Origin of the sequence: Halomonas pelophila (assembly GCF_040196315.1) — a bacterium.
GTDB classification, from domain to species: domain Bacteria; phylum Pseudomonadota; class Gammaproteobacteria; order Pseudomonadales; family Halomonadaceae; genus Halomonas; species Halomonas pelophila.
Genome location: NZ_JBEGCI010000014.1, coordinates 82,576 through 103,410, shown reverse-complemented (window position 1 = coordinate 103,410; position 20,835 = coordinate 82,576). Strand labels below are relative to the sequence as shown.

Here is a 20,835-nt window from a genome sequence, read left to right as displayed (position 1 = left end):
AGGGCCTCGGCCTGACGGATTGACAAGCCGTCGCGCCACATCCTTTCCAGCACCTCGCGCTTGAACGCTGGGCTGTAGTGACGGCGTGTCTGGCGCAATCCTGCAGGACCATGCTGCCGGTACTGCTCCACCCATCGCCTAACCATGGAATAGTCCAGGCCAAAGTGGTGGGCGACCACTTCTAGGCCGGCATCCCCATCCAGGTATTGCTGCACCACTTGCAACTTAAACTGGTCGCTGTACTGGTTCCTCATAGAAACACCCCGAAGGTTAGATTGGGTGTCCAACTTTCGGGGTGCAGTTCAACGTGGCCGGGCGCAGTGTCGGGTTGAGGCGGCAGATGTGCAGGGCTCAGTCGTCGAGAGACGCCTTCTTATCATCATCCTGGCCGCCGTGGTGGCCGTGCCTGTCCATGCCGTGGCGAGGGCGCGGTTCGATCGCCTCGCGCATCTCGTCGAGCTGCTCGTCGCTGAGGATCCGGCTGAGCGCTTCCTGATGCCCCTCGCGCAGCTCGCGCATCGCCTCGCGACGTTCCTGCGGCGAATCGAACTGGCGGGCGCGCAGCGCCTGCATGTCGGTATAGATCGCCTCGCGGGCCTCGCGAAGCGCCTCGCGCTCGGCGTCCGAGAGCTGCCAGGTATCGACCAGCGCGGTCAGGCGCTGCTGCATGGCCTCGCGGTACGCCTTGCGCTGCTCGTCACGCCACTCTTGACGAAGTTCCTGGCGCGCCGTGGCCAGCGCCTCGCGCTGCTCGTCGTCGAGGATCTCGTCCAGGCGCTGGCGGTGCGTCTCGCGCAGTTCGCGAACCGCCTCGCGGTGCTCGGTGCGGGCCGCCTCGAGCGCCTCTTGTGTTGCCTCGTCGATGCCGGCGCGCTCGAAGAGTTCCTGGCGATGGTCGTCGGCGCGTCCGTCAGGATGACCGCCGTGGTGTCGGCTGTGATCGCCTGAGTGATGACCTTCGTGATGACCTTCGTGATGACCTTCGTGATGACCTTCGTGATGACCTTCGTGATGACCTTCGTGATAGGCGGCGTGAGGTGGCTCATGGTGCCCGCCCTGCTCGTCGGGCGAGGCGAAAGCCGAGAGCGAGACGGAGGACGCCAGTGCCGTGGTCAGCAGGGACAGGGTCAGCAGCGAGGGGGCCAGCAGGGGCCGGGTGAGCGAGCGTTTCATCATGGCAGGACTCCTTGGAGACCCGGACGGGTCGGGATGACGGTGCCAGTCTCGTCGCTCGGGATGCAGCCGGTGTGCAGCGACGGTGCAAGAGTCGTAAATCCGCCGGCCTCTCCATTCTAGCGTTCCTCCGGCGCGCGCTCCTCCAGCACTCCTCCGGCGCTCCTCCACTGCGCCTCCGGCGCTTACTCCTCGGGCTGATACTTGTAGCCCACGCCGTAGACCGAGCGGATCACCTCGCGTTCCGGCCAGGTCTCGGCGATCTTGCGGCGCAGCTTCTTGATGTGGCTGTCCACGGTGCGTTCGGAGACGATGCGGTGATCGCGGTACATGTGATCCATCAGCTGCTCGCGGGCGAAGATGCGCCCCGGCGACTGCATCATCACCTTGAGCAGTTGGAACTCCACCGCGGTCAGCCCCAGGTCCCGGCCGTCGGCCAGCGCCCGCCAGCCCTCCTCGTCGAGGACCAGGTCGCTGCCGGTGCCGTGAGCGGGATCCTGGGCCGCCCGGCTGCGGCGCAGCACGGCCTTGATCCGCGCCACCACCTCGCGGGGACTGAAGGGCTTGCAGATGTAGTCGTCGGCGCCGAGCTCCAGGCCGAGCAGGCGGTCGACCTCCTCGACCCGCGCGGTGAGCATGACGATGGCGATGTCGGGCCAGCGCTGGCGCACCTCCCGACACAGCGTCAGGCCGTCGGTGCCCGGCAGCATCAGGTCGAGCAGGATCAGCTCGGGGCGCGTCGCGCGGCCGTCGAGCCAGGGCAGCACGGCATCGCCGTGGGCCAGGTGGTGGCTGGTGAAGCCGCTGCCCTGCAGGTAGTCGGCGACCAGGCGAGCGATCTTGGGTTCGTCCTCGACGATCAGGATCTGGGCCGGATCGGCGTCGTGGGTACTCATGCGGCGTCCTCCCTGGACGAATGGTCCTGGATGGCGGTGAAGGTCAGGGTCCAGCATAGCCCGCCGAGCGCGGAGGGCGAGGCCACCATGTGGGCGCCGTGGGCGCGGGCCAGGGCGATGGCGATCGAGAGCCCCAGGCCGCTGCCGCCGCTGGCGCGGTTGCGCGATCCCTCGACCCGGTAGAGTCGCTCGGTGAGCCGCGGCAGGTCGGCCTCGGGCACCCCGGGGGCGCTGTCCTCCCAGGTCACCCGCACCTCGCCGTCGCGGCAGGCCAGGCGCACGCGCAGTCGGCCCGGCGCGCGGGTATAGGCGCAGGTGTTGTCGATCAGGTTGTTCCACAGCTGGCGCAGGCGCTGGACGTCGCCGCGGATCCAGGCCGATCCGCCGACCTCGCGCTCCAGGCGGATGCCGCTGTCGTCAAGCCAGCCGGCGGCCTCGTCGAGGCGTGAGGCGAGGCTTTCGGCGAGATCCAGCGGCGCCAGCTGAACCTCCAGGGCGCCGGCATCGCTCTGCGAGAGCAGGCGCAGGTCGGCGACCAGGCGCTCGAGCTGGCCGACCTCCTGGGCCAGCGAGTGCAGGTTGTCGGCGTCCAGCGCCCGAATGCCGTCCTGCATCGCCTCGATCTCGCCGCGCAGCACGGCGAGCGGCGTGCGCAGCTCGTGGGCGATGTCCGAGACCCAGCGGTTGCGCGCCTCGCGGCTGGCCTCCAGGGTCGCGGCCAGCACATTGAAGTCGTGGGCGAGGCTCGCGAGCTCGTCGCGGCCGTGTTCGGCCAGGCGGGCGCTGTAGTCGCCCTCGGTGAGGCGCCGGGTGGCCCGGGCCATGCCGCGGGTGCGCCTCCCCAGCCACCAGGAGAGACCGCCGGCCAGCAGCAGCGAGGCCAGCCCCAGGGCGGCGACGATGATCCCGAGGTTGCGCTGCTGGCGGGAGAGGAAGATGCGATCCATGCGCGCCATCAGCTGCTGGGGCGGCCGGTAGCCGAGCATGCCGACCTCCTCGCCGTCGCTCTCGATGGGCAGCCAGCGCAGCTCCGCCGCCTCCTGGTCGCCGTCCGGGGGCAGGCCGATCACCGGCAGGCCGCCGGCATCGTGGAGCACGAAGTCCTTGGGATCACCCAGGCGCCGCTCGATGCCCTCCGGTGGCGGCGTGTCACCGGGCCACAGCTGACGGCGCACCAGCAGATGCCAGGCGCGCGGCGACTGGCGCAGCCACTGCCAGTCGCCGCGGCGCGCCCACTCCTCGGCGAGCCCCTCGGCCAGGGTCTCGGCGCGGCGGGTCTGGGTCTTGTCGAGGTAGTCGATGAAGCCCTGGTCGAGGCTGCGTGAGACGGCCAGGAACACCAGCCCCGAGATGGCCACGTTGACCACCAGGATGATCGCGAACAGCTTGATGCCGAGCCGTGAGACGGCCGGGCGGGGGAGGCGAGGCGCGCGCATGGGCAGGCTCCGGAGGCGAGGGGCGGCGAGAAGGGCGGCGAGAGGCGCGATCATTATCGCCGCCGGACGTGCAGCCTTCGTTCAGGCTCTGTGCAGGCATTGTGCAGGTTGTCGAGAGCCTCGCGCACGCGGCTTGGGTCGGCAAGGCCGTTCGCGACTCACAGGGTGAGCAAGAACAGGATCAGCGGCGGCGAGAGCAGCGAGAGGATGAAGCCCGAGACCACGGCCACCGGCACGCAGGCGACGCCGCCGTGCTGCTGGATCACCGGCAAGGTGAAGTCCATGGAGGTGGCGCCGCCGTAGCCGATGGCCAGCGCCGCGTGGCGGCGGATCACCAGCGGGATCAGCACGAAGGCAAGCAGCTCCCGGGCCAGGTCGTTGAAGAAGGCCACGCCGCCCAGCAGCGGGCCGAGCTGGTCGCCGATCAGGATGCCGGAGAGCGAGTACCAGCCGAAGCCGGCCGCCATGGCCAGGCCCTCGTTCCAGGCGAGATCCAGCAGCGGTGCGGCGAGCAGGCCGCCGATCAGCGAGCTGGCGCCCAGGGTCAGGGCGATGGCCAGCCCGAAGCGGTTGAGCACGATCTGGCGCAGCGGCATGCCGGAGTTGCGCAGCTGACAGCCGATCAGCGCCAGCAGCGCGTAGAGCACCCACTCCGCCAGGCGCTCGGCGAGCGCGAACAGGCCGCTGCCGGTCAGCCACTCCAGCAGCAGGCCGATCACCACGCCGGCCACCACCACCGCGACCAGAGCCAGCGAGCCGAGCATGGCGGCGAGCTTGCTGGTGGGTGCCCCCTCCACCACCGCCGAGGTGCCGGCGGTGAGGCCCAGCCGGCGTGACAGCCACCACAGGGCCGTCAGGTTGCAGGTCGAGATCACCGCGAACAGCACCAGCGCCTGGCTGCCCAGGCGCGAGAGCTGGCCGCCGAGGTCGTCCAGGCCGGCGAGGCTCACGCCCATCAGCAGCAGGATCACGTAGATCGAGGCGTTGACGCCGTGGTTGATCGGGGCCATCCACCGCGGATCGCGGACCCGGACCAGGTAGCCCAGCACCAGGGGCAACAGCACGATCAGCAGACCGCTCAGCATCGAGGTTCCCTTCCCGTCGGGGCCGCCGGCGGCGACCGAAAGCCGCCCACTCTAGTCAATTTACCTTCGGGGAGGAAGCGCGCTCAGCGCGGGGGCAGGTCGAGCGCGGTCAGCGACAGGCGGCTGCGCCGCTCGCCATCGCGGTGATACTCCATGGCGAGCAGCAGGCCGGGCACGCCGGGGTGGAAGCTGAAGCGCAGCCGGCGATCCGGCTCATCGGGCTCGATGACCTCCACCCGCACCGCCTCGAAGTCGCCGGCCGGCAGCGAGAGCTCGATGGGCGGCAGCAGCCGGTACTCGACCAGCGTCTCGCGACCGCGATGGTCGAGGTAGCGCAGCCGGCAGGGGGCGGCGCACTCTGCGGCCGTGGCGCGTCGTGACAGCTCGAACAGTGCGGCCTGGCGGTCGGGCAGCCGGGCCAGGGCCTGGTGGTCGAGGGCGTAGCGCTTGCCGACCCCCAGCAGGGAGTAGCCGCTGGCGTAGTGCAGCGAGCGTACGGCCTCGCCGGCGAGAAAGCGGCTGCGTTCCCGGCCTTGGGCCAGAGTGATGTCGGTGCGCATGTCGCTCAGCCACTGGGTCCCGTCGCGGGAGAGGCGATGCTCGATGGTGGCGTTTGGCCAGCCGTCGACCTCCAGGTGGTAGCGGGCATCGAAGGGGCGTGGCTCGGCGGCGATCACGGCGCCGCTGGCCAGCAGCAGCCAGGGAAGGAGCAGCAGAGGCAGCAGGGCGCGGCGGTGGCGAAGTGGTAGGGGCATATCGAGGCTCCAGGGCCTGCGGTGGGCAGGGATGAGAGTCCCCGCGGGCTGATGGGTTCCCGTCGCGCCCGAGTGAGCCTCGGCGAGGCCTGGCGGGGCTGCTAGGCTTGCCGTGAAGGGCGGCGCTTGCCGCGTGCCTGTCCACAAGACCGCGTCCACAAGCCCGCCTCCACGAGCTCACGCTAACGAGGAGATTCCCATGGCCAGACTCTTGCTGATCGCCGGCGACTACGTCGAGGACTACGAGATCATGGTGCCCTTCCAGGCCCTGCAGGCCATGGGGCACACGGTCGATGCCGTCTGTCCCGACAAGCGCGAGGGCGACAAGATACGCACCGCCATCCACGACTTCGAGGGCGATCAGACCTACTCGGAGAAGCCCGGGCACGACTTCGTCCTCAACGCCACCTTCTCCGAGGTGAGTGCCGACGACTACGACGGCCTGGTCGTGCCCGGCGGACGCGCCCCGGAGTACCTGCGTCTCGATGAGCGTGTGCTGGAACTGGTTCGCCACTTCTTCGAGCACGACAAGCCGACGGCGGCCATCTGCCACGGCGCCCAGCTGCTGGCGGCGGCGGTGCCCCTGGAGGGCTTTCGCGTCTCGGCCTATCCCGCCTGTGCGCCGGAGGTGCGCCTGGCCGGCGGCGACTTCGCCGAGATCGCGGTCGATCAGGCCGTCACCAGTGGTATGCTGGTCTCCGCACCGGCCTGGCCGGCCCACCCGGCCTGGCTGAAGCAGTTCGCCGCCCTGCTGGACTGATCGAGTCCGGCGGGGTTTGACGCCACTAGACGACTGGTCTATTCTCTACCGCATGAAGACGCAAGCCACCCGTGACAAGCTGATCCAGATCGGCGCCGAGCTGATCGCCGAGCAGGGCTTCAACGCCACCGGCATCAACGCGGTGTTGAGCCGGGCCGGGGTTCCCAAGGGTTCCTTCTACCACTACTTCTCGAGCAAGGAAGATTTCGGCCTGGCCGTGATCGACGCCTTCGCCGAGCAGTACGACGCCCGCCTGGTGGCGATCCTCCAGGCCCCGGATCAGCCGCCGCTGTCCCGCCTGCGCCGTTACTTCGACGCCGGCCGGGCTGACATGCTCTCCTGCGATCACGCGCGGGGCTGTCTGATCGGCAACCTCGGTCAGGAGCTCTCCTCGCGCAGCGAGGCGTTCCGTGCGCGTCTCGATCAGGTGTTTCGCCAGTGGGAGCGTCGTCTGGTGGCCTGCCTCGAGGAGGCTCGGGCCGCCGGCGAGGTGTCTAAGGAACTCGATGCCGAGCGGCTCGCCGGCTTCATCCTGGCCGGCTGGCAGGGCGCCATGCTGCGCGCCAAGACCACCAAGTCCCTGGCGCCCATGGAGGCCTTCGAGCAGGTCCTGTTCCGCGAGGTGCTGGCTTGCGAAGAGCCATCCCGCGCGGTGGCTTCAGACGAGACGCACTAGCCTGCGAGGCCTGCCACCCCAGCGTGCTTCGGGGTGGCGACGTCTCGATCACATGAATTTTTTTCGTAAATAGTAGACTGGTCTATAGAGGCCTATTTTAAGGAGTCGCATCGATGTCCGAGATTCAAGGCAAGGTCGTGATCATTACCGGGGCCAGCAGCGGCCTCGGCGAAGCCACCGCGCATCGCCTGGCGAAGGCCGGCGCCAAGCTGGTGCTCGGCGCCCGCCGCGAGGAGCGTCTGCAGTCCCTGCGTGACGCCATCGTCGAGCAGGGTGGCGAGGCGATCTACCGGGTCACCGACGTGACCGACCGCGAGCAGGTCGAAGCCCTGGCCGAGGCCGCGAAGGAGGCCTACGGCCGCATCGACGTGCTGGTCAACAACGCCGGCCTGATGCCGCTGTCGCCGCTGGACCAGCTCAAGGTCGACGAGTGGGAGCAGATGGTCGACGTCAACATCAAGGGCGTGCTCTACGGCATCGCCGCGGTGCTGCCGACCATGCGCGAGCAGCACGCCGGCCACATCATCAACCTCTCCTCGGTGGCCGGCCACGTGGTCTTCCCCTCCGCGGCCGTCTACTGCGCCACCAAGTACGCGGTCAAGGCTCTCTCCGAGGGCATCCGCCAGGAGGGCGGCGAGGAGATCCGCTCCACCAACATCTCGCCGGGGGCGGTGGCCACCGAGCTCACCTCCACCATCAGCGATGAGGAGACCGCCAAGGGCGTGAACGAGCTCTACGAGATGGCCATCGACGCCGATGCCATCGCCCGGGCGATCGTCTACGCCATCGAGCAGCCGGCCGATGTCGACGTCAACGAGCTGATCATCCGGCCGACCAAGCAGCCGCTCTAAGCGTCTCGCCCGGCGGGCGGTGAGCCTGCCGGGCGATCGGCTTTCAAGGGCGATGCTAATGAGCCAGGGCACGGTGCGAGGCGCCGTGTCCTGGTTTTTTGTGTGAGTGCTTTGTGTGGGTTCTTTGGATAGGGCTTTGCGGGGACGCGTCGGATGGGCAGCGCGCGGTATGCCGGCTGTTCAGGCGCGCGACTGCAGGCGCTCGAGGCCGGGGCTCAGCGTGACCGGATAGTCGCTCGCGCCCGCCTCGAGGCGCCGGACATCCGCGGGGAAGCGCGGCAGGGCATCGGCGACCCGTTCCGGGGCGTCATCGGCGCGGGCCATCTCGGCCTCGACCAGCCGGCCGGCCTTCACCAGCGGGCGCAGCAGCGGCTCGCCGGCCGCGACCCGCTCGTCGCGCAGGGCGATGACATCGCCGAGGTAGCGGCCCTGGTCGTCCCGGCGGCGATAGACCTGCTTGGGGCAGGGCAGGTTGATCTTGCCCGGTGAGTGCTTGACCCGCGGCTCGCCGGCGTAGGCGACCAGCTTGTAGGAGAGGTCGATCACCGGGGCGTCCGCGGAGACCCCCATCTGGGTGCCCACGCCGAAGGCGTCGATGGGCGCGCCCTCCTCGAGCAGTACCGCGATCTGGGCCTCGTCGAGGCCGCTGCTGGCGACGATCTGCACCTCGTCATGGCCGGCATCGTCGAGCAGCCGTCGCGCGCCCCGGGCCAGCTCCCCCAGGTCGCCGGAGTCGAGCCGGATGGCCTTCACCGTGAGTTCCGGTTCCTCCTGCATCAGCTCGATCACCTGGCGCACCCCCTCCAGGGTGTCGTGGGTATCGACCAGCAGGGTGGTGTGGGGGTAGTGGCGGGCGAAGGCGCGAAAGGCCTCCCGCTCGCTGTCGTGGGCCAGCACGTAGCTGTGGGCCATGGTGCCGTTGAGGGCCAGGTTATGGCGCAGGCCGCCGAGCACGTTGCTGGTGCCGGCCAGCCCCGCGGTGCGGTAGGCACGGACCCCGCGCACCGCGGCATCGATGCCGTGCATGCGGCGCATGCCGAAATCCACCACCGGGCGGCCCCGCGCCGCCATCACGATGCGTACCGCCTTCGACGCCAGCACCGTCTCCAGCTGCACGAGGTTCATCGCCAGGCTCTCGAGGAGCTGGGCCTGGGCGATGGGCGCCTCCACCTCCATCAGCGGCTCGTTGGCGAACACCGGCGTGCCCTCGGGCAGGGTCCAGATGTCCCCCTCGAAGCGCCAATTGGCCAGCCAGTCGAGAAAGCCGGCCTCGAAGAGCCCGGTGCCGGCCAGACGCGAAAGGGCGCTGTCGCCGAAGCGCAGCCGGCTGAGTCGCGCGGCGGCGTGCTGCTGACCACAGGCGAGCATGAAGCGACGCTCGGGCGGTAGCCGGCGGAAGAACAGGCTGAAGGTGGCGACCCCGTCCATGGCTTCCTTCCAGTAGGCCTGGGTCATGGTCAGCTGGTAGAGGTCGGTGAGCAGGGCCAGCTCGTCTTCCTCCACCGACAGCGGCGTCGGCGCGCTCATGGGCGCACCTCGACGTCGGCATCGATCAGCGCGTTGCGGACGTTGTCCACGGCGTCGGGGTCCACGGGGGCGCTGAGGGCCTCGAGCAGGCATACGTCGAAGTCCTCGCGGCGGGCGTCCAGCGCCGTGGCCCTGACGCAGACATCCAGCGCCAGGCCGCACACGATCACCCGCTCGATGCCCTTCTCGCGGAGATAGCCGGCCAGGCCCGTGCCGTCGAAGGCGGAGTAGGCGTCGGCATCGAAGGCCGTGGCCTTGCTGACGCGCACCGTGTCGGCGGGCAGGGCGAGGTCGGGATGGAAGGCCGCCCCCGCGGTGTCCTGCACGCAGTGCACCGGCCAGGGGCCGCCGCGGTGGGCGAAGCTCGCATGATCGACGGGGTGCCAGTCCCGCGAGACGACGACCAGGGCGCCCGCCGCCCGGGCCGCCTCGATCTCGGCGTTGATGGCGGGAACCAGCGCCGTGGCGCCGCTCACGGCCAGGGCGCCGCCCTCGCAGAAGTCGTTCTGGATGTCCACGACGAGCAGTGCGTCGCGGGGATCATAGTGCTCGTTAACGCTCATCACGCACCTCCCGGGAGGTCGTTGGGTGTCCCTCCACAGGGTAGGGGCTGTGACGGCGTTGTTGTAGGGGCCGGCCGGTCACCGCCCCGCTCAGCCGTCCGGTCAGCCGGTCAATAGCCGGCCTGGGGGTCGACGGTGTCGACCGGCGCCCCGGCCTCGAAGGCGCGCAGCGCCTCGGCCACCTGGTCGAGGGCCTCCTCGAGCGGCGTGGGGCCGGCCATGTGCGGCGTGACCCAGACGCGCGGGTGCGACCAGAGCCGGCTCGCCTCGGGCAGCGGCTCCTCGGGGAAGGCGTCGAGCAGCGCGCCGCGCAGCCGGCCCTTCGCCTCGCCCTCGCCAGCGCCCCCACTCTCGTCCTCATTTTCCCCCAGGGCATCGAGCAGCGCCGCCTCGTCGATCAGGGTGCCGCGGCCGGGGTTGATCAGGCTTGCCCCCTCGGGAAGCCGCGCCAGGGCGTCGGCATCGATGATGTGGTGGGTGGAGGGGGTATCGGGCAGCAGCAGCACCAGGCTTTTCACCCGCTCGAGCAGCGCCTCGAGGCCCGCGACACCGTGGTGGCAGTGGATGCCGGGCAGCGACTTGGGCGAGCGGCTCCAGCCATGCACCGGGAAGCCGTCGGCGGCCACCATGGCCGCCACCTTGGCGCCGATGGCACCCAGCCCCAGCACGCCCACCGGCCAGTCGGCCTTGTCGACCACCGCGTGTTCTCGCCACTGGTGGCGCGCCTGCTGACGGCGATAGCGGTCGAAGTCGCGCTGGAAGTGCAGCAGGCCGTAGCGCACGTAGTCGCCGATCAGCTCGGCCATGCCGGCATCGCGCAGCTTGACGATGGGCACGTCCCGGGGCAGGGCGGGATTGTTCAGCAGGGCATCGACCCCGGCGCCGAGGTTGACGATGCCCTTGAGCGCCACCGGCTCGCCGAGCAGCTCGGCGGAGGGCTTCCATACGGCGAGATAGTCCGCGCGACGACGCTGCTCAAGCGGGGCCGCGCTGGTGATGACCTCGGCCTCGGGCAGCCGCTTGGCCAGGGCCTCTCGCCACTGTTCGGCGTCATCGATATGGACCAGCACTCGCATGGGAACCTCCGGAAGAAGATGGGCGTTGGCCTTCATCTTCGCGATTTCGCCGGCGTGGGAAAAGCCCCGCTCAGGTCGGGATGCTCCGGGAGCGCCGCGTCGCGCTCGGCCGCTGGCTTGCCTTCGATGATCGCGGCCTCGGGCGTTGCCTACCGGGGGCTTTCGCCGCCTCCGAAGAAATGCTTGACCGCCTACCATGGGTTGGCAGTAACCTGCTCTTAGATAAGCGATCGACTGCGTGACGCAACCCCGGCCCGTGACCGGGATGGCCCTCGGCAGTGACGCGGCACCCGGCCCGGCCTTCTCGACGCAGAGAGGGCCGATTTGTTGATGATGCGATGGCGAGTGGCTTCATGATTCAGGTTTCCCTGCCCTTCACTCGTGAAGAATATGCGACCCGCCTGTGGAAGGTGCGCGCCGAGATGGCCAGCCGCGGTATCGACGTGCTGATCGTCAGCGATCCCTCCAACATGGCCTGGTTGACTGGCTATGACGGCTGGTCTTTCTATGTGCATCAGTGCGTGCTGGTCGGCCTGGAAGGGGAGCCGGTGTGGTATGGCCGGCGGATGGATGCCAACGGGGCCCTGCGTACCTGCTGGATCGACCCGGACAACATCACCTACTACCCCGACTACTATGTCCAGAATCCGGACATGCACCCCATGGACTATCTCGCCCAGACCATCCTGCCCGATCGTGGCTGGCATGAGGGCGTGGTGGGCATGGAGATGGACAACTACTACTTCTCGGCCAAGGCCTACCTTTGCCTGCAGCGTGAGCTGCCCCATGCGCGCTTCATGGATGCCAATTCGCTGGTCAACTGGTGCCGGGCGATCAAGTCGCCGCAGGAGATCGAGTACATGCGCGTGGCGGCCAAGATCGTCGAGGGCATGCACACGCGGATCCTCGAGGTGATCGAGCCGGGCCTGCCCAAGAGTCAGCTGGTCTCGGAGATCTACCGGGTGGCCATCGAGGGCTGGCGCGACGACCAGGGCAAGATCTACGGTGGCGACTACCCCGCCATCGTGCCCATGCTGCCCACCGGTTCGGATGCCGCCGCCCCGCACCTGACCTGGGACGACACCCCGTTCCGCAAGGGCGAGGGCACCTTCTTCGAGATCGCTGGCGTCTTCAAGCGCTATCACGCCCCGATGTCGCGGACCGTCTTTTTGGGCAAGCCGCCCCAGGAGTTCGTGCGCGCCGAGTCGGCGCTGCTCGAGGGCATCGAGAACGGCCTGGCGGTGGCCAAGCCCGGCAATCGCACCGCGGACATCGCCATGGCGCTGGGCTCGGCCATGGACAAGTACGGCTTCGACCGCGGCGGCGCCCGCTGCGGCTACCCCATCGGCATCAGCTACCCGCCGGACTGGGGCGAGCGCACCATGAGCCTGCGCCCCTCGGACGAGACCATCCTGCAGCCGGGCATGACCTTTCATTTCATGCCGGGCCTCTGGGAAGACGACTGGGGCCTGGAGATCACCGAGAGCATCCTGATCACCGAGACCGGCTGCGAGACCCTGGCCGACTTTCCTCGTCAATTGTTTGTACGCTGAGTACCAGCGAGCATCATCATAGCGAGGGGCGCCGGGGATAGGCCGGAAGGGAGGTCCGAGGATCAGGGACGGCCGAGGTAGCGCCCAGGGAGGGGGTAACAGCGCCGCCCTGATGGTCCGACACTTCGGGGCCTGTCGCCGGATCAGCCGCGAGCGTCTGCTCGCTACTGCCTAACAAGGAGTTTCCAACATGACCAAGCGGCCCAGCCCGATTTCCGCCACCGTCGACTTCGACGCCGACGGCGTGCAGCACGGCTTCCTGAAGCTGCCGATCTCCAACGACGAGTCGGCCTGGGGGGCGGTGATGATCCCGATCACCGTGGTCAAGAACGGCGACGGCCCCACGGCGCTGCTGACCGGCGGCAACCATGGCGACGAGTACGAAGGCATCACCGCGCTGATGAAGCTGACCAGCTCCCTCGAGGCGAAAGACGTGCAGGGCCGGGTGATCATCGTGCCGATGATGAACGTGCCGGCGGCGATGGCCGGCCGGCGCACCTCGCCGATGGACGGCGGCAACCTCAACCGCAGCTTTCCCGGCGACCCGGACGGCAGCGTGACCGAGAAGATCGCCGACTACTTCACCCGGGTGATGGTGCCGATGTGCGACGTGGTGCTCGACCTGCACTCCGGCGGCCGCACCCTGGACATCATCCCGTTCGGCGCCTCCCACGTGCTCGAGAACGCCGACCAGCAGCGTCAGGCGCTGGAGGGGGCCAAGGCCTTCGGAGCGCCCTATGCCATGATGATGTTCGAGCTCGATGCGGCGGCGCTGTTCGACACCGCGGTGGAGAGCCAGGGCAAGATTTTCGTGGCCACCGAGCTTGGCGGCGGCGGCACTTCCACGCCGGAGAGCCTGGCGATCACCGAGCGCGGCGTGAGCAACTTCCTGATCCAGTACGGGCTGATCGAAGGCCAGGTGGAGATGCCCGCCGAGCCCCAGGTCTATCTCGATATGCCCGATGCCAGCTGCTACGTGCAGAGCGAGCATTCCGGCCTGCTGGAGCTGACCCTGGCGCTGGGTGAGACGGTGGAGCAGGGCCAGGTGATCGCCCGGGTCTACGACATGACCCGCAGCGGCACGCCGCCGGTGGAGTATCGCGCCGAGCGCAGCGGTATCCTCGCCGCGCGGCGCTTCCCGGCACAGGTCAACATGGGCGATACCATTGCGGTGATCGCCGAGGTGGTCGAGTCGCTGGCATGAAGCTCGATCGCTACGATCTGAAGATCCTCGAGATCCTCTCCCGCGATGGACGCATCACCAAGTCGAAGCTGGCCGAGGCGATCAACCTCTCGGTCAGTCCCTGCTGGGAGCGGGTGCGGCGGCTCGAGAAGGCCGGCATCATCGAGGGGTATGCGGCGCGCATCAATCCCGATGCGCTCGTCAAGCGCACCCCAGTGTGGGTGCAGATCGAGCTCAAGGCGCACAACGCCGAGAGCTTCGCCCGTTTCGAGGCCCTGGTCCACGCCACCCCCGAGGTCACCGAGTGCGTCGCCGTGGGCGGAGGCGTCGACTACCTGATCAAGTTCGAGACCGATTCCATCGATGCCTACCAGCGCCTGATGGATGCCTGGCTGACCGGTGAGGCCGGCATCGAACGCTACTTCACCTACATCGTCACCAAGGCGGTGAAGCGTCCCACCCCGGGGTTCTGCCTCGAGGATCTCGGCTGAGCGCTGCGTCGGCCGAGCCCTTTTTTCGGCCGAGCGCGATGTTAGCGTTGATGTCACCTCGCTGCATGTGTCATAAGCTGGTACGAGGAGGGTGAGCGCGAGCTCACCCGGCCGGGCGATCCTGCCGGCATGCTACCGACGGTGCCGGTTCGTGTTCGAAAGTGCCCCGGAAGTGTTCAAGATCGCCTGACGCAGAGAGATCCTATGTCCTATTTCACGATTGCCGGGGTGCAGATGCACGCCCTGCACCACGGTGACAACACCGAGGCCATGCGCCATCGGATCGACGCGCTGATGGGCCGCTTCCCCCAGGTACAGATGGTCCTGTTCAGCGAGCTGATGCCCCTGGGGGCCTCGCCCCACCATGCGCAACCCATGCCCAGCAGCGCCGAGGCGCTGTTCTGCCAGATCGCCGAGCAGCATCGCATCTGGCTGATTCCCGGCTCGATGTTCGAGCGGACCGAAGACGGCATCTTCAATACCCTCTCGGTGATCAACCCCCACGGTCAGGTGGTGTCTCGCTTCCGCAAGATGTTCCCCTTCCGCCCCTATGAGGCGGGCGTGGAGAGCGGCACCGAGTTCGTGACCTTCGACGTGCCCAACGTGGCGCGCTTCGGGGTCTCGATCTGCTACGACATGTGGTTCCCCGAGACCACCCGCACCCTGGCCGCCATGGGCGCCGAGGTGATCCTGCACCCGACCATGACCGACACCATCGATCGCGACATCGAGCTGTCCATTGCCCGCACCAATGCGGCGGTCAACCAGTGCTACTTCTTCGACATCAATGGCGCCGGCGCCCTCGGCAACGGACGCTCCATCGTGGTGGGCCCCTCCGGCGACGTGATCCACCAGGCGGGCACCGGCGAGGAGGTCATGCCCATCGAGGTCGACATCAGCCGGGTGCGCCGTGAGCGTGAGACCGGCCTGCGCGGCCTGGGCCAGCCGTTGAAGAGCTTCCGCGACCGCGCGGTAGACTTCTCGCTGTATCGCAGCGAGACCGGCTCGAGCCCGTTCCTCGATACCCTGGGCCCGCTGGCCAAGCCGGTCCGAGCCAACGTCGAGGAGTACTGACCCTCGCCTGCGGGCGGTGCCTCGAAGACGACTGGAGATCTCATGCTGGAGTACCTGTCTCGACTGCTGCGCCGCCTGTTCGGCCATTCCCCCGCGGACACTTCCCCGTCACTGGCGCCCGGCGCCTCTTCCGTACCCGATGGAGCGACCACGATGAGCAAAATAACAACCATTGCCGATGTACGCCGCCACTTCCTCAACAACAAGGAGCCGATCTACTTCATCTCGGCCACCAACTTCAACCTGCTGGGTATCGGCGACTGGGTGGGCAACTTCCGCCACATCAACTACATCGATTGCTTCGAGGGTCAGCAGCGCAACGTCTTCGTGCCCAAGGAGAAGTTTCCCCGCGACTTCGAGAGCATCGAGGACATCAACAACTACCTCCTCGAGCACAAGGAGGTCATCGACTTCATCCAGTCGCGGGCCGACGGCGAGAATGGCGGCGTGGCCGCCTTCCTGATGTTCGACGAGCACACCGAGGAAGTCTGCCAGCAGCTCGGCCTCAAGGTGGCCTTCCCGCCGGCCAAGCTGCGCTCGCGCATGGACAACAAGATCGAGACCGTGCGCATCGGCAACAAGGCCGGCGTGCCCAGCGTGCCCAACGTGCTGGCCAAGGTGGGCAGCTACCAGGAGCTGTGCGAGGTTAGCAAGGAGCTCGGCGACGATCTGGTGGTGCAGACCGCCTTCGGCGACTCCGGCCACACCACCTTCTTCATTTCCAATGAAGACGACTACTACAAGCACGCCGAGGAGATCGAGGCCGAGTCCGAGGTCAAGATCATGAAGCGCATCAACTGCCGCGGCTCGGCCATCGAGGCCTGTGCCACCCGCTGCGGCACGGTGGTCGGTCCGCTGATGACCGAGCTGGTCGGCTTCAAGACGCTGACGCCCTACAAGGGCGGCTGGTGCGGCAACGAGATGTTCGCCGGCGCCTTCGACCAGTCGATCCGCGACAAGGCCCGGGAGTTCACCTTCCAGTTCGGCGAGGCGCTGCGCGAGGAAGGCTATCGCGGCTACTTCGAGCTCGACTTCCTGATCGACATGGACAACGGCGAGGTCTATCTCGGCGAGCTCAATCCGCGGGTCACCGGGGCCAGCTCGCTGACCAACGTGGCGGCCTTCGCCCACTCCGACATCCCGCTGTTCCTGTTCCACCTGCTGGAGTTCTCCGATGTCGACTTCGATCTCGACATCAACGAGATCAACGAGCGCTGGGCGCATCCGGAGAGCGTCGACAGCTGGAGCCAGCTGGTGATCAAGCACACCGACGAGAGCGTCGACCTGTTGACCCAGGCGCCGAGCACCGGGGTCTGGAAGATGGCCGGCGACGGCAGCATCGGCTACCACCACTACAACTATCACCCCCATGCCGCCGAGGATGAGAGCGAAGGCTTCTTCCTGCGCATCAGCGGGGCCGGCGACTTCCGCTACGAGGGCGCCGACCTCGGTATCCTGATCACCCGCGGACGCTTGATGGACGACGACTTCCAGCTCAACGAACGCGCCAAGGCGTGGATCGACGGCATTCGCGGCCAGTACGCGGGACAGTCGCTTCAGGACCCGGTGGTGGAGGAGGTGGCCGTCAGCCATGCGGTCGGCGGCGGCAACTTCAAGATCCTGTGAACACCGGGATCGGTTCCCCTTCGTCGCGGGAGGTACCGACGGGCGACATGGACAAGATGCTCGATTTCCGCACCGTGCGCGAGGAGACGGCAGGTCCCCGTTGGCAGGCGCTGTTCGAGTACCACTGGCCGGCCTACGAGCAGTGGTACCTGAGCGAGGGGGAGCGTGAGCGGCCGGGGTATCTCACCTGCTACAACGCGCTGCGAAAGCACATGCCGGAGCTGCTCGATACCTATCGGGCGCTCTGCGCGCTGGCTGGCGGCAGCGATCTCGCCGCGCGCTTCCTGAGCCTCTACCAGCCGCCGCCCTACATCACCGGCTGTTCCCAGGCGGTGCTGGCGAGCCCCGCCTCGACGGTGCTGGCGCGCAACTACGACTATCCGCCGGAGCTCTGCGAGGGGACCATCCTCTACACCCACTGGAACGAGCGGCGAGTGATCGCCATGACCGACTGCCTGTGGGGCGTGCTCGACGGCATGAACGATCGGGGGCTCGCCGTGTCGCTGGCCTTCGGTGGGCGCAAGACGGTGGGGCAGGGCTTCGGCGCGCCGATCATCCTGCGCTACCTGCTGGAGTTCTGCGACAGCGTGCCCGAGGCGGCCGAGGTGCTGGCCCGGATACCCACTCACATGGCCTACAACATCACCGTGGCCGACGCCGCCGGGCGTTACGTGACGGCGATGATCGGCCCGGATCGTCGTGCCAGCATCCGGCGGGTGCCGGTGGCGACCAACCACCAGAAGAAGATCGAGTGGTACGCCCATGCGCTGGCCTCGGAGACGCTGATCCGCGAGCGTCAGCTGTCGATCCTGGTCGAGGACGAGGCCACCACCGAGGAGCGGCTGATCGCCGCCTTCTCGTCACCGCCGCTGTTCCGCCACGACTATCGCCGGGGCCTGGGCACGGTCTATACCGCGGTCTATCGTCCCGTCACGGGGCGCGCGCAGTTTCACTGGCCGGGCCTGACCCTGGACCTGACTTTCGATGACTTCCCCGAGGAGCGAGTCACCGTGCGCTACGGGGCACGAGGACTGCATATCGGCTGAACCGGGGGGCATCGCTGCATTTCAACAACAACGAACCTGGATGGGTGTTGCCATGCAAGAGTTGACGCAAACCGAGACGCCCTACACGGCCCTGGGCTTCTACCACAAGATCTCCCAGCTGCGTGCCGACACCTGGAATGCGCTGAAGCGCGACCTCGGGCAGCTGGTGCGCCTGGAGGACGAGGGCCGAGCCAAGAACCTGATCAAGGCAGTCGACGTCAAGCTGACGCGGCTCGAGATCATCGAGGACTACCACGCCTTCCCCTCCAAGGAGGATTTTCGCCACCTCTGGGCGCTCTTCGACCGCGCGGAGTATGGGCTCCTGGAGAAGGTGGTCAAGCGCCTGGTGCGGGCGCTGATCAGCGAGTCCTACCGGCGTCGCCAGGTCGATCTCTCCGAGACCGATGCCGACGCCGAGGATCTGGAGACCCTCGATGCCCTGACGCAGCTGCGCCGCGGCCACCCGGCCTCCAGCAGCTCGGCCCAGCCCTACTTCGAGCTGCTGATCGTCGACAACCTCTCGGCCCCGGAGGAGGAGGTGGTCCGCGAGGCCTTCCACAGCATGCGCCGCCCGGAGGACCGCTTCGTCTACGACGTGGTCACGGTGCGCAGCTTCGAGGACGCGCTGATCGCGGTGCTGGTCAACCCCAACATCCAGGCCTGCCTGATCCGCTACGAGTTCCCCTACAAGTCGAAGTACAACCTCAGCGCCCTGCGCAGCTACCTCGAGGGGATCTCCGAGCAGTCCCTGGAGCAGAAGTCGGAGGCCGAGCGCAGCATCCTGCTCAGCTCGATGATCCACGAGCTGCGCCCCGAGATCGACCAGTTCCTGGTCACCAGCGGTGACGTGGAGGCCACGGCCAGCCGCGACATCCGTCACTTCAACCGCATCTTCTACCGCGAGACGGACTACATCGAGCAGCACCACACCATCCTGCGGGCCATCGACAATCGCTACCGCACGCCCTTCTTCGACGCCCTGCGCGAGTACAGCAAGAAGCCGACCGGGGTCTTCCACGCCATGCCCATCTCCCGGGGCAAGTCGATCACCCGCTCGCACTGGGCGGGGCAGATGATCGACTTCTACGGCATCAACATCTTCCTCGCCGAGACCTCGGCCACCTCCGGCGGGCTCGACTCCCTGCTGCAGCCCTACGGGCCGATCAAGAAGGCCCAGGAGTACGCCGCCCGCGCCTTCGGCGCGCGCCAGACCTTCTTCGTCACCAACGGCACCTCCACGGCCAACAAGATCGTGGTGCAGGCGCTGGTCAAGCCCCGCGACATCGTGCTGATCGACCGCGACTGCCACAAGTCGCACCACTACGGCATGGTGCTGGCCGGCGCCCACGTCAGCTACCTGGACTCCTATCCCCTCGACGACTACTCCATGTACGGCGCCGTGCCGCTGCACGAGATCAAGAAGACGCTGCTCGGCTACAAGCGCTCGGGCCAGCTTCACAAGGTCAAGATGCTGCTGCTCACCAACTGCACCTTCGACGGCGTGGTCTACAACGTGCGCCGGGTGATGGAGGAGTGCCTGGCGATCAAGCCCGACCTGGTCTTCCTGTGGGACGAGGCCTGGTTCGCCTTCGCCGGCTTCAACCCGACCTATCGGCCGCGCACTGCCATGCACGCCGCCCGCACCCTGCGTGATCGCTACCGCAGCGAGTCCTACCGCGAGGAGTACGAGGCCTGGAAGGCCGAGTTCGACGCCCTCGACCCCGACGACGATGCCACCTGGCTCGAGCGGCGCCTGATGCCCGACCCCGACACGGTGCGCATTCGTTCCTATGCCACCCACTCCACCCACAAGACCCTGACTTCGCTGCGCCAGGGCTCGATGATCCACATCTGGGATCAGGACTATCGCCAGAAGGTCGAGGCGCCGTTCCACGAGGCCTACATGACCCATACCTCGACCTCGCCGAACTACCAGATCATCGCCTCGCTGGACGTGGGTCGCATGCAGGCCGAGATGGAGGGCTTCGAGCTGGTGCATGCTCAGGTCGAGGCCGCGCTGTCGCTGCGTGAGCAGCTCTACACCCACCCGCTGCTGCAGAAGTATTTCCGGGTGCTGATCAACAAGGACATGGTGCCGCTGGAGTACCGCGAATCGGGAGTCGAGACCTTCTACGACCCGGTCACCGGCTGGAACAAGATGGAGGAGGCCTGGGCCAACGACGAGTTCGTCGTCGACCCCAGCCGCATCACCATCGCCATCGGCGCCACGGGCATCGACGGCGATACCTTCAAGAACGAATATCTGATGAACAAGTACGGCATCCAGATCAACAAGACCTCGCGCAATACCGTGCTGTTCATGACCAACATCGGCACCTCGCGGGGCGCCATCGCCTACCTGCTCGACGTGCTGATCAAGCTGGCCAAGGAGTTCGAGTACCGCTGGGAGGAGAGCAGCCGCCCCGAGCGCAAGATCATCGAGAACCGCGTCCACTCATTGACCTGTGAGCTGCCGCCGCTGCCGGACTTCAGCCGCTTCCACGATGCCTTCCGCCCGGTGGCCGACAGCCAGACCCCGGAGGGGGACATCCGCCGCGCCTACTTCCTGAGCTACGACGAGGAGAACACCGAGTACCTGCGCTTCGACAATGGCGAGCTGCAGGCCCAGATGCGCGACGGCCGCGACGTGGTCTCGGCGAGCTTCGTGATTCCCTATCCGCCGGGCTTCCCGGTGCTGGTGCCCGGGCAGGTGGTCAGCGAGGAGATCCTCTACTTCCTGCAGGCCCTGGACGTCACCGAGATCCACGGCTACCGGCCCGAGCTCGGCCTGCTGGTGTTCACCGAGGAGGCCCTCGCCGACCCGCCGCTGGGCTGAGTCATGGGTCTGAGTCACGGGGCTTAGCCCCGGGGCTGAGTAACGGCCCAACAGAAAAAACCGCACGTTCCCGGCGCAGGACAAAAAATCCTGCGTCTCTCGTCCGGCCCAACGAAAAATCCCGTCCCGCCATATCCCTTACCCTGTACCCATCGAGCCGCCCTGGAGCTTCACGACCAGGCGGCTCGTCCGTTTCTTCGTTTTCTCGGCGCCCAGAGCCGCGCCGGA

At 67.6% G+C, this 20,835-nt stretch carries 21 protein-coding genes; 12 read left to right on the top strand and 9 right to left on the bottom strand.

What is annotated here, in order from left to right; translation table 11 throughout:
• Both ABE957_RS15210 and ABE957_RS18190 read right to left on the bottom strand, forming a co-directional pair.
• The coding region (locus ABE957_RS15210) for a helix-turn-helix domain-containing protein (protein ID WP_349759513.1) at positions 1-254 on the bottom strand (254 nt) is incomplete at its 3' end.
• Positions 255-351: 97 nt separating this feature from the next.
• On the bottom strand, positions 352-669 hold the full coding sequence (locus tag ABE957_RS18190; RefSeq protein ID WP_490424191.1) for a hypothetical protein: 318 nt from the start codon (positions 667-669) through the stop codon (positions 352-354).
• Between the two features lie 39 nt (positions 670-708).
• Between ABE957_RS18190 and ABE957_RS18185 the strand changes: the two genes are divergently transcribed.
• Together ABE957_RS18185 and ABE957_RS18180 are read left to right on the top strand one after the other, a co-directional pair.
• Positions 709-948 carry a hypothetical protein gene (locus ABE957_RS18185; protein ID WP_490424190.1) on the top strand — a complete coding sequence of 80 codons (240 nt, stop codon included), beginning with the start codon at positions 709-711 and terminating at the stop codon, positions 946-948.
• A gap of 3 nt (positions 949-951) precedes the next feature.
• Positions 952-1,296, top strand: a complete 345-nt coding sequence (locus ABE957_RS18180; RefSeq protein ID WP_490424189.1) for a DUF2798 domain-containing protein — start codon at positions 952-954, stop codon at positions 1,294-1,296.
• 62 nt (positions 1,297-1,358) lie between these two features.
• Here the strand turns inward: ABE957_RS18180 and ABE957_RS15200 are convergent, their stop codons facing one another.
• The 4 genes from ABE957_RS15200 to ABE957_RS15185 all read right to left on the bottom strand — a co-directional run bounded on the left by ABE957_RS15200 (position 1,359) and on the right by ABE957_RS15185 (position 5,345).
• Positions 1,359-2,069 carry a response regulator gene (locus ABE957_RS15200; protein ID WP_349759511.1) on the bottom strand — a complete coding sequence of 237 codons (711 nt, stop codon included), beginning with the start codon at positions 2,067-2,069 and terminating at the stop codon, positions 1,359-1,361.
• Positions 2,066-3,505 (bottom strand): ATP-binding protein, encoded by a 1,440-nt coding sequence (locus tag ABE957_RS15195; RefSeq protein WP_349759510.1) that lies wholly within the window; start codon positions 3,503-3,505, stop codon positions 2,066-2,068. The genes ABE957_RS15200 and ABE957_RS15195 overlap by 4 nt, the downstream gene beginning before the upstream one ends.
• 158 nt (positions 3,506-3,663) lie before the next feature.
• Positions 3,664-4,590 carry a LysO family transporter gene (locus ABE957_RS15190; protein ID WP_349759509.1) on the bottom strand — a complete coding sequence of 309 codons (927 nt, stop codon included), beginning with the start codon at positions 4,588-4,590 and terminating at the stop codon, positions 3,664-3,666.
• Positions 4,591-4,673: 83 nt separating this feature from the next.
• On the bottom strand, positions 4,674-5,345 hold the full coding sequence (locus ABE957_RS15185) for a hypothetical protein (protein WP_349759508.1): 672 nt from the start codon (positions 5,343-5,345) through the stop codon (positions 4,674-4,676).
• A gap of 199 nt (positions 5,346-5,544) precedes the next feature.
• Between ABE957_RS15185 and ABE957_RS15180 the strand changes: the two genes are divergently transcribed.
• The 3 genes from ABE957_RS15180 to ABE957_RS15170 all read left to right on the top strand — a co-directional run bounded on the left by ABE957_RS15180 (position 5,545) and on the right by ABE957_RS15170 (position 7,632).
• Positions 5,545-6,105 carry a DJ-1/PfpI family protein gene (locus ABE957_RS15180; protein ID WP_349759507.1) on the top strand — a complete coding sequence of 187 codons (561 nt, stop codon included), beginning with the start codon at positions 5,545-5,547 and terminating at the stop codon, positions 6,103-6,105.
• Positions 6,106-6,157: 52 nt separating this feature from the next.
• Positions 6,158-6,781 (top strand): TetR/AcrR family transcriptional regulator, encoded by a 624-nt coding sequence (locus ABE957_RS15175; protein ID WP_349759506.1) that lies wholly within the window; start codon positions 6,158-6,160, stop codon positions 6,779-6,781.
• Positions 6,782-6,894: 113 nt separating this feature from the next.
• Complete coding sequence (locus ABE957_RS15170; RefSeq protein WP_349759505.1) at positions 6,895-7,632, top strand: SDR family oxidoreductase; 738 nt, start codon at positions 6,895-6,897, stop codon at positions 7,630-7,632.
• Between the two features lie 180 nt (positions 7,633-7,812).
• Here ABE957_RS15170 and ABE957_RS15165 read toward each other — a convergent pair whose 3' ends face one another.
• The 3 genes from ABE957_RS15165 to ABE957_RS15155 all read right to left on the bottom strand — a co-directional run bounded on the left by ABE957_RS15165 (position 7,813) and on the right by ABE957_RS15155 (position 10,798).
• Positions 7,813-9,159, bottom strand: a complete 1,347-nt coding sequence (locus tag ABE957_RS15165) for a nicotinate phosphoribosyltransferase (RefSeq protein ID WP_349759504.1) — start codon at positions 9,157-9,159, stop codon at positions 7,813-7,815.
• Complete coding sequence (locus tag ABE957_RS15160; protein ID WP_349759503.1) at positions 9,156-9,722, bottom strand: nicotinamidase; 567 nt, start codon at positions 9,720-9,722, stop codon at positions 9,156-9,158. Before ABE957_RS15160 ends, ABE957_RS15165 begins: the two co-directional genes overlap by 4 nt.
• Before the next feature lie 110 nt (positions 9,723-9,832).
• The gene (locus ABE957_RS15155; protein ID WP_349759502.1) at positions 9,833-10,798 is read right to left on the bottom strand and encodes a 2-hydroxyacid dehydrogenase; all 966 of its coding nucleotides are present in this window, start codon (positions 10,796-10,798) and stop codon (positions 9,833-9,835) included.
• Positions 10,799-11,151: 353 nt separating this feature from the next.
• On the opposite strand from ABE957_RS15155, the gene doeA reads away from it, so the two are divergent.
• From doeA to ABE957_RS15120, 7 genes are all read left to right on the top strand, one after another.
• Entirely contained in the window at positions 11,152-12,351 is a 1,200-nt protein-coding gene (gene doeA / locus ABE957_RS15150; protein ID WP_349759501.1) for an ectoine hydrolase DoeA, read from the top strand.
• Positions 12,352-12,541: 190 nt separating this feature from the next.
• Complete coding sequence (doeB, locus tag ABE957_RS15145; RefSeq protein WP_349759500.1) at positions 12,542-13,555, top strand: N(2)-acetyl-L-2,4-diaminobutanoate deacetylase DoeB; 1,014 nt, start codon at positions 12,542-12,544, stop codon at positions 13,553-13,555.
• Entirely contained in the window at positions 13,552-14,025 is a 474-nt protein-coding gene (locus tag ABE957_RS15140; protein WP_349759499.1) for an Lrp/AsnC family transcriptional regulator, read from the top strand. Before doeB ends, ABE957_RS15140 begins: the two co-directional genes overlap by 4 nt.
• 204 nt (positions 14,026-14,229) lie before the next feature.
• Positions 14,230-15,099, top strand: coding sequence for a carbon-nitrogen hydrolase family protein (locus ABE957_RS15135; protein WP_349759498.1), 870 nt, complete (start codon positions 14,230-14,232; stop codon positions 15,097-15,099).
• A gap of 153 nt (positions 15,100-15,252) precedes the next feature.
• The gene (locus ABE957_RS15130; RefSeq protein WP_349759497.1) at positions 15,253-16,725 is read left to right on the top strand and encodes a biotin carboxylase; all 1,473 of its coding nucleotides are present in this window, start codon (positions 15,253-15,255) and stop codon (positions 16,723-16,725) included.
• 47 nt (positions 16,726-16,772) lie between these two features.
• Positions 16,773-17,771: a C45 family autoproteolytic acyltransferase/hydrolase gene (locus ABE957_RS15125; RefSeq protein ID WP_349759496.1), complete on the top strand. Its 999-nt coding sequence runs from the start codon at positions 16,773-16,775 to the stop codon at positions 17,769-17,771.
• Positions 17,772-17,823: 52 nt separating this feature from the next.
• Positions 17,824-20,607, top strand: a complete 2,784-nt coding sequence (locus ABE957_RS15120) for an aminotransferase class I/II-fold pyridoxal phosphate-dependent enzyme (RefSeq protein ID WP_349759495.1) — start codon at positions 17,824-17,826, stop codon at positions 20,605-20,607.
• Positions 20,608-20,835: the final 228 nt, after the last annotated feature.

What these genes read in the sequence shown, in the direction of transcription:
- ABE957_RS18190 (WP_490424191.1), bottom strand. Translation starts at nt 669, where the DNA reads ATGCAGCAGCGCCTGACCGCGCTGGTCGATACCTGGCAGCTCTCGGAC.
- ABE957_RS18180 (WP_490424189.1), top strand. Translation starts at nt 952, where the DNA reads ATGACCTTCGTGATGACCTTCGTGATGACCTTCGTGATGACCTTCGTG.
- ABE957_RS15200 (WP_349759511.1), bottom strand. Translation starts at nt 2,069, where the DNA reads ATGAGTACCCACGACGCCGATCCGGCCCAGATCCTGATCGTCGAGGAC.
- ABE957_RS15195 (WP_349759510.1), bottom strand. Translation starts at nt 3,505, where the DNA reads ATGCGCGCGCCTCGCCTCCCCCGCCCGGCCGTCTCACGGCTCGGCATC.
- ABE957_RS15190 (WP_349759509.1), bottom strand. Translation starts at nt 4,590, where the DNA reads ATGCTGAGCGGTCTGCTGATCGTGCTGTTGCCCCTGGTGCTGGGCTAC.
- ABE957_RS15185 (WP_349759508.1), bottom strand. Translation starts at nt 5,345, where the DNA reads ATGCCCCTACCACTTCGCCACCGCCGCGCCCTGCTGCCTCTGCTGCTC.
- ABE957_RS15180 (WP_349759507.1), top strand. Translation starts at nt 5,545, where the DNA reads ATGGCCAGACTCTTGCTGATCGCCGGCGACTACGTCGAGGACTACGAG.
- ABE957_RS15175 (WP_349759506.1), top strand. Translation starts at nt 6,158, where the DNA reads ATGAAGACGCAAGCCACCCGTGACAAGCTGATCCAGATCGGCGCCGAG.
- ABE957_RS15170 (WP_349759505.1), top strand. Translation starts at nt 6,895, where the DNA reads ATGTCCGAGATTCAAGGCAAGGTCGTGATCATTACCGGGGCCAGCAGC.
- ABE957_RS15165 (WP_349759504.1), bottom strand. Translation starts at nt 9,159, where the DNA reads ATGAGCGCGCCGACGCCGCTGTCGGTGGAGGAAGACGAGCTGGCCCTG.
- ABE957_RS15160 (WP_349759503.1), bottom strand. Translation starts at nt 9,722, where the DNA reads ATGAGCGTTAACGAGCACTATGATCCCCGCGACGCACTGCTCGTCGTG.
- ABE957_RS15155 (WP_349759502.1), bottom strand. Translation starts at nt 10,798, where the DNA reads ATGCGAGTGCTGGTCCATATCGATGACGCCGAACAGTGGCGAGAGGCC.
- doeA (WP_349759501.1), top strand. Translation starts at nt 11,152, where the DNA reads ATGATTCAGGTTTCCCTGCCCTTCACTCGTGAAGAATATGCGACCCGC.
- doeB (WP_349759500.1), top strand. Translation starts at nt 12,542, where the DNA reads ATGACCAAGCGGCCCAGCCCGATTTCCGCCACCGTCGACTTCGACGCC.
- ABE957_RS15140 (WP_349759499.1), top strand. Translation starts at nt 13,552, where the DNA reads ATGAAGCTCGATCGCTACGATCTGAAGATCCTCGAGATCCTCTCCCGC.
- ABE957_RS15135 (WP_349759498.1), top strand. Translation starts at nt 14,230, where the DNA reads ATGTCCTATTTCACGATTGCCGGGGTGCAGATGCACGCCCTGCACCAC.
- ABE957_RS15130 (WP_349759497.1), top strand. Translation starts at nt 15,253, where the DNA reads ATGAGCAAAATAACAACCATTGCCGATGTACGCCGCCACTTCCTCAAC.
- ABE957_RS15125 (WP_349759496.1), top strand. Translation starts at nt 16,773, where the DNA reads ATGGACAAGATGCTCGATTTCCGCACCGTGCGCGAGGAGACGGCAGGT.
- ABE957_RS15120 (WP_349759495.1), top strand. Translation starts at nt 17,824, where the DNA reads ATGCAAGAGTTGACGCAAACCGAGACGCCCTACACGGCCCTGGGCTTC.